Source organism: Clostridium sp. AM42-4, assembly GCF_003480105.1.
Lineage (GTDB): Bacteria > Bacillota > Clostridia > Lachnospirales > Lachnospiraceae > Brotaphodocola.
The window spans coordinates 2,577-15,936 of sequence record NZ_QUIK01000010.1 but is presented as its reverse complement, the minus strand read 5'-3'; the positions used below and the strand labels follow the sequence as shown (position 1 = coordinate 15,936).

The window sequence follows — 13,360 nt, the reverse complement described above, 5'->3', positions numbered from 1 at the left end:
TTGCGACCTCAAAGCATAGCCATCCGGGAAGCTGGGTGGCTGTTTTGCATTTTGAGTGAAAGAAGGTGAGAACATTGAAGATAAAGAAAGTGGATGACAAGCCAATGGTCATTCACACCAAGGAGAAAGCCAAGATTCATGCCCACGAACCAAAGGGAGCCAAGATTAAAGGCAGCAACATCTATACAGTAGAGAGAGGTCCGAAAGTGCATGATGCTAAAGCCAATGAAATGGATAAAAAAGCATCTGAAAAATTAATGTTTCAGAAAAGTGCTGGTGGAAAGAGTACTTATAGAAAGAGTACCATTCATCAGTCGAAGGCTAAGGATAAAGGTCTTTCTAAGTTTAAGCGTAACATCAGAGAGTCAGGAACTTCCATCAAGACCAAGAATACCAATCTTCACATAGCAGGAAGAACAGGAGCACTTGCAGCCGGGGCAGTAACAGAGCAGGTAGAAGGTGGGCATGAGGTATCGCAGGCAGCATATCTTGCATATGAAGCAAGCCGCCCTGTTACCGGAACTGCTTCTAAGGGTGCTGCACTTTTCAGGAAAAAGGCGGCAGCCGAGGCAAAGAAGCGTATCAAGAAGGTAGAGGCAGGAAAGAAGCTGGCAAAAAAGACAGCAAAGAAAGCTGCCAAAGATACAGCCAAGACTGTAGCTAAAGAGACGGCAAAAGAAACAGCCAAGACTACTGCCAAGGTTGCAGCGAAAACTGCTACAAAGGCAGCTGCTACAGCGGCAGGAACAGCGGTTGCACCGGGAGTTGGTACTGCAGTCGGTATGGCAGCCGGATATGCGGCAGGTGTGTCCATAGAGGTCAAGGATGAAAAGATGACCAACCGGAGCAGGAAGATAAAATTCTTTCTGGATAAGATGAAAGCACAGGAGAATCAGACGGATAGCGTGGCAAAGCTGGTAAAGGATCTGATTGTGCGAAAAGCGATTACCTGGGTAAAGGCAGCTGCACCGATTATCGGACTGGTGCTGTTGTTACTTGTTCTTGTAGTTGCCATGATTGCGGTTCCGGTTATAGCGGTGATAGCAATCCTTTACAATTCACCATTTGCTTTATTTCTGCCACCACTTGAATCAGGAGATACCGTGCAGACAGTAACGAGTGCTTATGTGCAGGAGTTTAACCGGGATGTGAACACGAAGGTTAATGAGCATACCGGATATGATCTTGGAGAGCTTGTATATGTGGACTATGAAGGTATGGAAGAAAACCCAAGCAATTACTATGACATCATGGCTGTCTATATGGTCAAGCATGGTGTCGGAGATACTGCAACAGTCATGAATGATACTTCAAAAGGCTGGCTGCAGGCAGTTGTAAATGATATGTGTTCATACACCACAAGCACAGGAACAAAGGATGTGGAAGAAACAGATGCAGACGGTAATGTAACTACTGTCACGAAGTCGGTTCTGTATGTGAATGTCACACTGAAATCGTACAGAGATATGATTTCGGTCTATGGATTTAATTCTGATCAGGTGGAAATGCTTGAGCAGATCATGAGTCCGGAGTTTATGGGACAGCTTGGATATGCCGGAAGCGGAAGTGGCGGCGGAGGCGGAAGTCCGGGAGTAAGCTCCATGACTGAGGATGAAATCAATGCCATCCTAAACGAAATTACAGACAGCAGGCAGAAAACAGTCTGCTCCTATGCACTACACAGAGTTGGTTTTCCTTATAGTCAGGATTTAAGAGACAGCGGTAACTATTATGACTGCAGTTCCTTAGCCTATTATTCATGGAAGGATGCAGGCGTGGATATTAGTTATGGCGGTGCAACCACAGCGGCAGCGGAGGCACAGGGACTTGATGAAGCCGGAAAGACTGTCTCCTTTGATGAGTTACAGCCGGGAGACCTTATCTTTTACAGTTTTACAAGCAATGGAAGATATAAGAACATCAGCCATGTGGCAGTATATGTCGGAAATGGCAAGGTGGTAGAGGCACTTAATGAAAGTCTTGGTGTGGTCTACAGGGATGTGGCAAGCATAGGAAAGATTGTTGTGATAGGAAGACCATAACAGGAAATTTGCAGAGAGGGCATAGTCCCTCTCTGAGACTGGAGGTAAGAATGGATTTAAAAGATATGATACTGGTAACAGAAAACGACAGGGGAACAGAGACAAATATGCTGATGACTCTGGATGATTATAAGAGTTTTATAGCAATTGATGACATGTCAGAGCTTGCAGAAAATTTGTTGCAGCTTGGAAGGACACTTGGTGAAGCAGATAACTTCACAGAGTATTACAGGGCAGCAAATGTAACTGTATCTGCGAGATTCTGTCTGGATGATATTCAGCTGGGACATTTTCTTCAGGGATTTTATAACGATTCCAAAGAATTTCGGTTTGATAAAGAAGCCAGTTCTTCTGAATGTGTTGCAAAGCTTAAGGAGATTGGAATGACCGATAAGGGCTGGGTGGATGATTTTAACCTGCATTATGAAATGGAGAACCGCTCATTTGAAAGGGGACAGACATTTCATAACTTCAATGACCATGATTACATGGTGCTTGAAGCATTATCACCAAGGAATCTTGTGGTGATGGATATGAAGTCAGGTTCCCTTACAATCGCCCTTGGTGCGACAGAGTATAAGCGTTATCCGAAGGATGAGAAGCCTACAAAGGACAATACCACAATCGGGGTATCGTGGGAGCATGGCATTTATCTAGGTTCCACACTTTCAACTACAAATTTCAAGGCATACAAGAGGGAGTATGGCACACCGGAAAAGATAGAGGATATCTATGATTACAGGGCAAAGCTAAAGCAGAAGTTCTATTTTTATCAGGATATGTCAAAGGATGATGATGTACCAAAGAAGCTGCAGAATGACTTCCTTCACCAGATGTATGAGGATTTTGGAACGATTGAAGAGGACTGTTTTTACGACAGGCTGGAAGATGGAAAGTACGATGAAGGCTTTAAGGAAAGACAGGTAAAGGAAGAAAAGAGCCGGTGATGAGATTTTTACAGGAGGCGATATCATATGGAACAGGAATTTAATGTTGAGATAAAAGAAGTGCTTTCACGAGTACAGAAAGTAAAGGCAGAGTCGCTTGACGATGCCATCAATAAGGCAATGGATATGTATTATGCAGAGCAGATAGTCCTTGGAGCAGAGGACATGAAGGGAGTTGATTTTGCGCCTATCAGCGAAGGTCAGCTCCCTTCTTCATTAAAAGAAAACGGAGGAAAAGCAAGATGAAAAGTGATTCAACAACAGTAATTAAGAACATGGAGTTTTTAGTAAAGGAACTTCATAAGGAGTGGGACAGATCGGGTGCTTCTAAGGCATCCGTTATTATTTCCCTTGAGGAAGTAGATGGTATCAATGATAAGTTAAAAGAGATTATCTATCAGACACAGAAGTCAGTCGATGAGGATGGGCTGACTTTTAAACAGAGCATTGCAAAGTCAAAGGAGTGCTATGTGCTTCTTCGTGTGGTGCGTAAGATTGCAAAGAAAAAGGAAAAATGCGAAAAACAGGCAATCGACAATGAATTTGCAATCGAGCTGGATAAGGATGAGTTAAAGCTATTTAAGGGATCGTTTGCAGAGATGTTTAAGTAGAGGAGGACAAAGGTATGGGCGTTGATATGAAGGTCAAAGCGATATACGATTCTGAGATTGGTAACATCACAAGATCAGAAAAGAACTGGAAGGATGTGTTAAAGGTCGCAGGTCAGTTATACCGCTATGAATTTGACAATATCGTTATGGTAACAGCTCAGAGACCTCCGGAAAAAAGCACACTCATGGCAGATTATGATACCTGGAAAAAGGTGGGAAGATATGTAAAGCGTGGTGCGAAAGGCTGCGCTATCTTCCCGTCGAGGGCACTGAATCCACGCATGAGGTATATCTTTGATATCAGTGATACCGGAGGGAAAAATGTCAAACTGACATGGGACCTTGAGGGAGAAAATCTTAAGGATTATCTGGATTTTCTTGTGTCAGAAGGTCAGATTGAGCAGTACGATAACAGCGACAGGGAGTCTCTAAAAAATATATTAAAACAGTTTACAGGAACAGATGTTTGGCTTATAATAAAAGAAGAGTTCGGAGACCGAATGACCGAGCTTATGCAGCTATCAGGTAGTGTGATAAAGGAAGAAAGTAAGAAACGCAATGGCTTACAGCAGGAAATGGACATGGAGCAGCTTGTATATACAAGTGTCATGTATGCTGTAGGGACGAGATGCGGATTTGACTTATCTGTGCAAGAACAGGATTTTAGTCAGATCGTAAATATCAAAGACGAAGAGATCATTTACCGTCTTGGTTCCATTGTATGCGATGTCTCCTGTAGTGTTCTTAGAGAATTTAGTCGTAACTTAAAGGCAATCGAGAGCGAAAGGAGAATTGGATATGTTAGAAGAAATGACTTACAAGGAAGTGGACGGACTGCTTTATCCGCAGATAGAGATGCCGGACGAGACGGAGGATCTCACGAAGCTGGGCAAATACGGAAGGATGGCGATGAACTATCTAAAGGAGAACGAGCCGGCAAGATACAAGACGCTGATGAGATTCGGGAAGATGTACGAGAAGATGTCAGCGGTAGAGGAGGAAGCGAACCAGCTGTACGACCAGCTGGAGATGCAGTATCTGGCGAAGCACAAGCCACAGAATCCGTCATCGACAATGGAGATGTGGAAGATAAGAGAGCAGGCGAAGATGCAGGCAGAGGAAGTGGTACTGAATCAGATAGTGATGCGATTCCACTAGAATCAGATGATACAGAACTGAATAGGGAACTTGATGAAATCAATTCATTGGGTGTTAGTAAGGAAGCCGAATATACACAGGCTTCCTTTTTTTTCGACCAGAACGGGCAGGCAAGCATTGGCACCATTCATACTGAGGACGAAAACAATAATCAGTTTATGCGTCAGTTCGAGCAGGACAGAAAAGCTGCATTAGCAGGTAAATACAATTATCTGAATCCCAAAAAGTCTGCAACAGTACCAGGTGAGTATATCAAACAGGTGCTTATGAGAGGTACAGGCTTTGTCGGTGGCAAGGGCAGGGTATGCAAGATTTTTGAAACAGAGATTGATGCAGGAACCAGGGCAAAGCGTATCAAAGCAGAGTATGGTCAGGGAGGTGCAGGCTGGCCGGTTGACGGACTAGGACTGCACGGATATGACACATTTCATGGGAACGGACTGCGTTTTCAGTGGCGAGATGAGGATGGAGAGGTTGAAGGATATGTTTCGTGGAAAGATATCGAAAAAGAGCTTGGTGTCCTTATTCTTACAGGGGAATATCAGCCTGAGACACCTCGTATTGATGAGCTTGCGATGGACGGACTCCGTGAGGATGATGAGGTTATTGATGCCGAATATCAGGAAGTGGAAGCGGAAGAGGCAGAATCAGAGATTGATGATTATGCAATACCGGATGAGCCGGAGAGCTATGCTTCTAACAGAGATTATGTAAGTGCTAAAGGCATGCCACCACAGGAAGCCGCCGATGAAGACCGCATGGTAACACAGGCAGAATATGGTGCCGAGATAGAGGCTGAAACAACTGAAAAAGATCCTTCAGAGCTTCAGTATATTACACCAATTGATTATGCAAAGCGTATTGCAGAGCTTGATGAAGACCTGCGAGATGCTGCAGAGATTCTTGTGACAGATTGCAGCTGCTACACACCATTTAGGGCATTCCTTATGGATGTGGTGGAGTCTGATTTTGCATTTATGCCAAATAAACTTGACCTTATTAGGGATATTGCATTAGGGACAGATAATGCAGAAAGAAAAGCATATTCCAACAATAAGTATGGTCTTGTGGAGTACTCAATCAGAAGCGGATATGTGAAGATCAGCTATAAGAACAGGAATGGTGTGCGTAAGGAAGGTGCACTCGACTGGCGTGAGTTATATGAAATCTTATCTTATATGGTAAAACAGCCATTTTACTGCGGAGAAGACCAGAAAAGGTATTATCAGGAGACAAAGCAGAAGGCTGACAGGGATAAGATGAATCCGGTCTATAAGAGATTCTTTGATATCGAGGATAGTGTAAAAGCCAATCGTCTTGAAACCAGGGAAAGAGCAATAGCGAATGGCTGGGAAACCAAGATTGATGAGAATGGACATGTAGTTTCAGATGATGTGGTATCAGTATCTGTGGATGATATTCAGGCTGATACAGAATCACAGGAAACTGTAGATTTTACACCAAAGCAGGAACCAGTACAGCAAGTAGAAAGTCTTGAAAATGAGAAGAATGTTGCCGGGCAGACGAAGCACAACTTCCATTACAATCTCTGGGAAATGGAAAAAGGCGGTGCCAAGACCAGATATCAGTGGAATATGGATGCAATTCGTACTTTAAAGCAGATTGAATCAGAAAACAGGCTTGCAACACCGGAGGAACAGAAAACCTTGTCGAAGTTTGTCGGATGGGGCGGACTGTCACAGGCATTTGACGAGGAAAACGCAGGCTGGAGCAAAGAGTACAAAGAACTCAAAGAGATGTTATCGGATGAAGAGTATGCTGCAGCTAGGGCAACAGTAAACAATGCCTTTTATACTTCACCGGAGATTGCCATGTGCATGAACTCGGCACTTGTCCAGTTTGGTTTCAGAGGCGGCAATGTATTAGAACCATCTATGGGTATCGGTAACTTCTTTGGGAGTATGCCGGCACCTATGCAGAGAAGTAAGCTGTATGGGGTGGAGCTTGACAGCATTTCGGGAAGAATTGCAAAGCAGCTTTATCAGAATGCCAATATCAGTATCACAGGATTTGAGAATACCACATATCCGGATAACTTCTTTGATGTAGTTGTCGGAAATGTGCCATTTGGTGATTATAAGGTTTTTGATCCGAAGTACAACAAGTATAACTTCCGTATCCACGATTATTTTCTGGCAAAAGCACTTGATCAGGTAAGACCGGGAGGCATGGTTGCGGTGATTACCACAAAGGGAACACTTGATAAGGCAAATCCTACTATCCGAAAGTATCTGGCTGAAAGAGCAGAGCTTGTGGGAGCGATAAGACTTCCGAATACTGCATTTAAAGATAATGCAGGAACCGAAGTGACAGCAGATATCCTGTTTTTGCAGAAAAGGGAGAGAAAGATTGATATTGAGCCGGACTGGGTACACCTTGGTGTAACTGAGAATGGCATTGCAGTCAACTCTTATTTTGCAGAGCATCCGGAAATGATGCTTGGATCTATGGAATATGACACAAGGATTTACGGACAGGACAGCAGATACACAGTCTGCGTGAATGATGATGAGAACTTCAATATTTATGAAGCATTAAACAAAGCTATCGGTAATATCAAAGCCCAGATGACAGATTTTGAGAGAGTGGCAGATGAGGCGGAGCAGACGGAGGAAGTTATCCCGGCTGATCCGGATGTGAGAAACTACACTTACACATTTTTTGAAGGAAAACTCTATTACAGGGAAAATTCCGAGATGGTAAGAAAAGAAGTATCACAGACTGCCGAGGAGCGAATCAGAAGCCTTGATGAAATCAGACAGATAACAAGAGATCTGATTGATATCCAGATGGATGGCTGCAGCGAGGAGGAGCTTTCTGATAAGCAGAGACTTCTTAATGTAAAATATGATGCCTTCGTAAAGCAGTATGGAGCCATTACTTCAAAAGCAAACAGAATAGCTTTCAGAGATGACAGCGATTACCCACTTCTTTGCAGTCTTGAAGAAGTAAATGAAGACGGGGAGGTGAAAAAAGCGGATATGTTTTATAAGCAGACGATTAAGGCAAAGACTGTCATAGACAGGGTTGAGACTGCTGTGGAAGCATTGAATGTATCCGTCAATGAATTTGGATATGTAAATCTTGCCTATATGCTCTCTATCTATGAGCCGGATATTACTAATGTAAAGGAAGAACTTGCAGAAAAGTCCGGGCAGACAGCTGATGAGATAACATTTAGTGATGATGCTTTGGCAGAGCTTAGAAGGGCAGTTCTTGTGGAAGAGCTGGATGGATTGATTTTCCTAAATCCCGACCGCTACAACGAGAACAATCCCGACATCGGCTGGGAGACGGCAGACGAGTATCTTTCCGGCAATGTGAGAGACAAGCTTCGTGTAGCAAAGGCTATGGCAGCGGATACAGGCAATCCGCAGGCAGAAAAATTTGCAGGCAATGTGGCAGCACTTGAAAAGGTACAGCCGGAGTGGATTGAAGCCTCGGATATTGATGTAAAGATTGGCACGACATGGATTGAGCCGCTTGATTATGAGCAGTTTATCTATGAGCTTCTCAATACACCAAGACGGGCAAGGGCAGTCAGAAGCCAGTTTTACAATACAGGCATTCAGGTACACTTAAATAAGATGAGCATGGAATGGTTCATCGAGAATAAAAGCATGGATAAGCATTCAGTGGCGGCTACTAAGACCTATGGTACAAGCCGCATGGATGCTTATTCTATTTTTGAGGATACGCTGAATCTAAAGACAGTAACAGTCAGGGACAGGATTGATGACGGTGATGGCAGGTATCATTACGAAGTCAATAAGAATGAGACAATGCTTGCAAGGGAAAAGCAGAACATGATCAAGGAGAAGTTCAAGGAGTGGCTGTTTGCAGAGCCGGAGCGAAGACAGAAATATGTGGAGTATTACAACGAGACATTTAATAACATCCGCCTGCGTGAGTATGACGGAAGTCACTTACAGTTTCCGGGAATGAATCCGGCGATTGAGTTAAAGCCACACCAGAAAAATGCGGTGGCAAGAATTCTTCTTGGGGGAAATACTCTGCTGGCACACTGTGTCGGTGCCGGAAAGTCATTTGAGATGATGGCTGCCTGCATGGAGCAGAAGAGACTTGGACTTGCCAATAAGACAATCATGGTTGTACCAAAGCCGCTTATCGGTCAGACGGCATCAGAGTTTTTAAGGCTTTATCCGTCAGCAAATATCTTAGTTGCCACGGAGCGTGATTTTGAAAAAAGCCGCAGAAAGCAGTTCGTATCAAGGATTGCAACTGGTGACTATGACTGTATCATCATGTCACACTCACAGTTTGAGAAAATCCCAATCTCCGCAGAGAGAAAGGAGCGAATGCTTAACGAGCAGATTGATGAAATCAGCTATGCGATTGATGAGATGAAGGAGCGTAACGGAGAGCGATGGACTGTAAAGCAGATGGAAAGCCAGAAGAAAAAACTGGAGGAACAGCTGAAATCCTTGTCAGATGAGAGCAGGAAGGATGACCTTATTACCTTTGAGGAACTGGGTGTAGATTCTATTATGGTAGACGAAGCACATAATTTTAAGAACCTTGCGATTTTTTCCAAGATGAATAATGTGTCAGGTATCAGCAGTAGCGGAGCTAAGAAGTCAACGGATATGCAGCTTAAATGCCAGTATTTGTCTGAGATAAATGATGGCAGGGGTATTGTGTTTGCAACAGGTACACCAATATCCAATACCATGTGTGAGATGTATGTCATGCAGCTTTACTTACAGAAAGCGGCACTTGAAGAGATGGGGATTTATCACTTTGATTCTTGGGCAGCAAACTTTGGTGAAGTGACAACAGCACTTGAGCTTACTGTAGAGGGAAGCGGATTTCGTTTTAAGAGCAGATTTAATAAGTTTACGAATCTGCCGGAGCTTATGAATATCTTCCGTGAGGTAGCAGATGTGCAGACCGCAGACATGCTTGACCTTGATGTGCCAGCTCTCCGTGGCGGCAAGCCTATTATAGTGGAGTCGGAGCCTGACTGGTATGTGAAGCAGGTCATGGAAGACTTTGTTGTGAGGGCAGAGCGTATCAGAGGCGGTGGAGTTGATCCAAGCGTGGATAACTTTCTAAAGATTACCCATGAGGCAAGACTTCTTGGAACGGATGCCAGACTGATTGATAAGGATGCGCCGAACAATCCGGATGGAAAACTCAATAAGGTAGCGGAGAATGTATGGAAAGAATATGAGAAAGGAAATGCTGATGGTCATATAGGCTGCCAGCTTATTTTTTCGGACATCGGCACACCGGGACCAGATAAGGACTTTACCATCTACGATTATCTGAAAGAAACACTGATCCAGTATGGTATTCCGGCAGATGAGATAGCTTTTATTCATGATGCCAAGACGGATGCACAAAGGGACGCACTTTTTAAGGAGATGAGGACAGGTAAAAAGAAGGTTCTTATCGGTTCAACGGACAAGTGTGGAACAGGTGTCAATGTGCAGACACACCTTGTTGCAATGCATCATGTGGATTGCCCTTGGAAGCCTTCTTCTATTGAACAGAGGGAAGGACGAGGCATACGACAGGGTAATGAAAATGAAGAGGTGGCAATCTACAGATATGTCACCAAAGGGACATTTGATGCATACAACTGGTCGCTTGTTGAAAATAAGCAGCGATTCATCAGTCAGGTCATGACAAGCAAGGCTGTAAGCCGAAGCTGTGAGGATATCGACGAGGCAACACTTTCCTATGCAGAGATTAAAGCGGTTGCCACAGGCAATCCTTTAATCAAGGAAAAGATGGAGATTGACAATGATGTCCAGAGATTAAAGCTCTTAAAGGCATCCTATGACAATCAGAGATATGGCTTGCAGGATAACTTTATGATTAAGTATCCGAAGCTGATTAAGACAGCAACAGAAAAGCTTGCCAATGTAAGAGAGGATGTAAAGGCAAGGGATAAAGAGCTGATTGATAATCCGGAATTTGCCATTACCATAGGCAAAGTAACTTACACAGAGCGTGTGGATGGCGGAACGATGATGCTTGAAGCAATCAGTAAATGTAAGACCGGAGAGACAACTGTAATCGGTAAATTCCACGGATTTGAGCTGCTTGTGGAAAAGAACTTCCTTGGCATCAATTATATGGTGCTTCGTGGAAAGACAGAGTATAAAGCAGAGCTTTCCACAAGTCCTGTCGGCAGCATGGTGAAGCTGGAAAACCTGTTCAATGGACTCCATGAGAACATTGATTTCTTTGAAAAGAAGATTGAGCAGTACCAGAATGACCTTGAAGCATCAAAGGCAGAGTATGACAAGCCATTTGCGTACAGCAAGGAACTGGAAGAAAAGCTGGCTAGGCAGTGTAAACTGAATGCCCAGCTTGACCTTGAGAACGCAAAGGCTGTGGATGCAGACCTGAGCGGACCGGAGGAAGAAAGAGAAGCTGATGACAGAATGGAATCTGCAGCAATTGTAGCAGAGGATAAAGGTGCTTATCCAGCCGACAGAGAGGGCAGAACACGATAGGAGAGTGAATAATATGAGCATAAGAAAAGTGGTCGCAGGACTACTGATTGCAGCAGGGATTGCCATTATGGCAGTCCCTTTTTTCTGGCGGACAACCGGAGAAAAACAGACAGAACAGCTCATAAGTGAATTTGAGCAGACATTGGAGGATGATTACGATGAAGAAACAGATGTGGAGGAAGAGCAAACCTCCATTAGTAAAGAGGATGAAGCCATTCTTAAAGAAGGCGGTGTTATCGGCATCATTGAGATACCGGGCTTAGATATCAGGTATCCGGTAATGGAAGGAACCACAAGTAAAGTGCTTAATGCAGGGATTGGTCATATAGAAGAGACTGCAGGAATCGGAGAAAGTGGCAACTGTGTATTGTGCGGTCATAATGGCAGCAGATATGGCACATTTTTTACACCACTAAGTCAGATATCCATAGGTGATGAAGTAATGATAACCGACAAAAATGGGCTGAAGCATATCTATGAGGTAATAGAGACAGAGGTAGTAAATCCGTATGATAACAGCATCAAGACACAGGGTACAGAAAAAGAATTAACTCTTTTTACCTGTTCCCAGAAAGGAACCATGCGTTTTGTGGTCAGGTGCATTTATAAGGAGGCGGTGATGGATGAATAAGAGATACCGATTAGGTGAGATAGAAGAGGCAGTAGCAGAAATGGAAGAGCTAATTGACATCGAGGATGATATTGCTGAGATTGATGATGACTTTCAGATAGTCGTAAGCGGCTGGTCTGTGTATGTCGAAAGCCTGAATCTGACACTCAGACAGGGAATAGCCTGTGTATGGGATGCAGAGGAAGGATTATTTATGCCTGATTTTGATGTGACTATCGTGTATGAGGGGAACATTGAAACACAGGAGTGGCTCTATTACGAGCAGGATGGAATGGTCGTTACACTTGGCAACTGGCTTAATGGCAGATTGTCTTGTGAACAGATAGAACAGCTTTGGTGTGAGCTTATCATACCGGAGCAAAACAAAGAACAAAAAGAAAGCGAGGAATAGCATATGAAGTATTCAATTAAAGTAAACGAAGTAAGAGCAAAAGAGGGCAGCAACATCAAAGGATTTGCAACAGTAGTATTTGGTGATTCATTTAAGATTACCAATATTGCAATCCTTGAGAATAAGGATAAGGGAGAGCTTTTTGTATCAATGCCAAGATACCGCTCCAATGAGCGTGATGAAAGCAACGGTGTGATCTATAAGGATGTGTGCAATCCTATCACAGCAGAGTTTCGAGAGGAACTCTATACCAATATCCTTGATGCCTATGCAAGAATTAAGGAACCGGAGAAAGAGGAGACACAGAAGCAGGAGCGTACACAGGAAATGCCGGAGTTTTCCGTAACTGTAACACCTTATGAGAGGGAAGGTAGTAACATCAAGGGACTTGCACGCATTTATTTTGAAAACAGTTTCATCGTAAATAACATCAATATCGTGCAGGGCAAAGAGAAAATCTTTGTATCAATGCCTTCTTATAAGACAAAGCAGGTGGACGAGCAGGGCAAGCCAATCTACCAGGATGTCTGCTATCCGGTCACAAAGGATTTCAGGGAAAAACTCTATAATGAGATTATCTCTGAATATGAGAAAGCAAAGGATAAGAGCAACGAAAATGCAAGAGAGAGTGCAGAGAAACATCATGGCAATCCCGATAAAGAGAAGGACAAAGAGGCGACGCCCTTTCGATAATCAGTAATCAGAGTACAGGGGCGGCCAAGGCTGCCCCATTTACAGAATGGAGGAAACAGAATGGATATGGAAGCAGGAAAAACACTTACCAATGAGGAGGTCATAAGAGAACTTCTCGACTTATTAAAGAAAAATGCCATGAAAGAGCAGGCAAACGATGTATTTGAGATATGCAGCTATGTGGATGGACTGGAGAAAAAGATTGATTCCATGACGGAAGAACTCACCAATATGCAGAACCAGATCAAAGAAATGCAGGAAGATACTCTTGTCAATAATGCTAAAAAGGGCTTGACAAATAAAGGGTTAAGGAATATAATTAGATTCAGTTTTATACAAGGAGTTAATAAATATGCGGCAAGGTATTCTTAAATAAAC

Annotated in this window: 8 protein-coding genes and 1 pseudogene; all 9 read left to right on the top strand. The window is 43.5% G+C overall.

The features are described 5' to 3' along the window. The first annotated feature begins 65 nt into the window (after positions 1-65). Entirely contained in the window at positions 66-2,042 is a 1,977-nt protein-coding gene (locus DW922_RS09315; RefSeq protein ID WP_347560294.1) for an NlpC/P60 family protein, read from the top strand. A gap of 50 nt (positions 2,043-2,092) precedes the next feature. After that, positions 2,093-2,989, top strand: a complete 897-nt coding sequence (locus DW922_RS09310) for a hypothetical protein (protein WP_117568848.1) — start codon at positions 2,093-2,095, stop codon at positions 2,987-2,989. A 27-nt stretch (positions 2,990-3,016) separates the two neighbouring features. Then, complete coding sequence (locus tag DW922_RS09305; protein WP_118726438.1) at positions 3,017-3,235, top strand: DpnD/PcfM family protein; 219 nt, start codon at positions 3,017-3,019, stop codon at positions 3,233-3,235. Next, entirely contained in the window at positions 3,232-3,600 is a 369-nt protein-coding gene (locus tag DW922_RS09300) for a hypothetical protein (RefSeq protein ID WP_118726437.1), read from the top strand. Before DW922_RS09305 ends, DW922_RS09300 begins: the two co-directional genes overlap by 4 nt. A gap of 14 nt (positions 3,601-3,614) precedes the next feature. Then, positions 3,615-11,267, top strand: coding sequence for a helicase-related protein (locus DW922_RS18410; RefSeq protein ID WP_118726436.1), 7,653 nt, complete (start codon positions 3,615-3,617; stop codon positions 11,265-11,267). Between the two features lie 13 nt (positions 11,268-11,280). Next, on the top strand, positions 11,281-11,898 hold the full coding sequence (locus DW922_RS09290) for a class D sortase (protein WP_117477952.1): 618 nt from the start codon (positions 11,281-11,283) through the stop codon (positions 11,896-11,898). Beyond that, positions 11,891-12,289 (top strand): hypothetical protein, encoded by a 399-nt coding sequence (locus tag DW922_RS09285; RefSeq protein ID WP_117477953.1) that lies wholly within the window; start codon positions 11,891-11,893, stop codon positions 12,287-12,289. Before DW922_RS09290 ends, DW922_RS09285 begins: the two co-directional genes overlap by 8 nt. Positions 12,290-12,292: 3 nt before the next feature. Continuing rightward, entirely contained in the window at positions 12,293-12,982 is a 690-nt protein-coding gene (locus DW922_RS09280) for a SpoVG family protein (RefSeq protein ID WP_117477954.1), read from the top strand. A gap of 60 nt (positions 12,983-13,042) precedes the next feature. After that, a pseudogene (locus DW922_RS09275) lies at positions 13,043-13,279 on the top strand (DUF6674 family protein); the annotation flags it as partial. Between the last annotated feature and the right edge of the window lie 81 nt (positions 13,280-13,360).

What these genes read in the sequence shown, in the direction of transcription:
- DW922_RS09310 (WP_117568848.1), top strand. Translation starts at nt 2,093, where the DNA reads ATGGATTTAAAAGATATGATACTGGTAACAGAAAACGACAGGGGAACA.
- DW922_RS09305 (WP_118726438.1), top strand. Translation starts at nt 3,017, where the DNA reads ATGGAACAGGAATTTAATGTTGAGATAAAAGAAGTGCTTTCACGAGTA.
- DW922_RS09300 (WP_118726437.1), top strand. Translation starts at nt 3,232, where the DNA reads ATGAAAAGTGATTCAACAACAGTAATTAAGAACATGGAGTTTTTAGTA.
- DW922_RS18410 (WP_118726436.1), top strand. Translation starts at nt 3,615, where the DNA reads ATGGGCGTTGATATGAAGGTCAAAGCGATATACGATTCTGAGATTGGT.
- DW922_RS09290 (WP_117477952.1), top strand. Translation starts at nt 11,281, where the DNA reads ATGAGCATAAGAAAAGTGGTCGCAGGACTACTGATTGCAGCAGGGATT.
- DW922_RS09285 (WP_117477953.1), top strand. Translation starts at nt 11,891, where the DNA reads ATGAATAAGAGATACCGATTAGGTGAGATAGAAGAGGCAGTAGCAGAA.
- DW922_RS09280 (WP_117477954.1), top strand. Translation starts at nt 12,293, where the DNA reads ATGAAGTATTCAATTAAAGTAAACGAAGTAAGAGCAAAAGAGGGCAGC.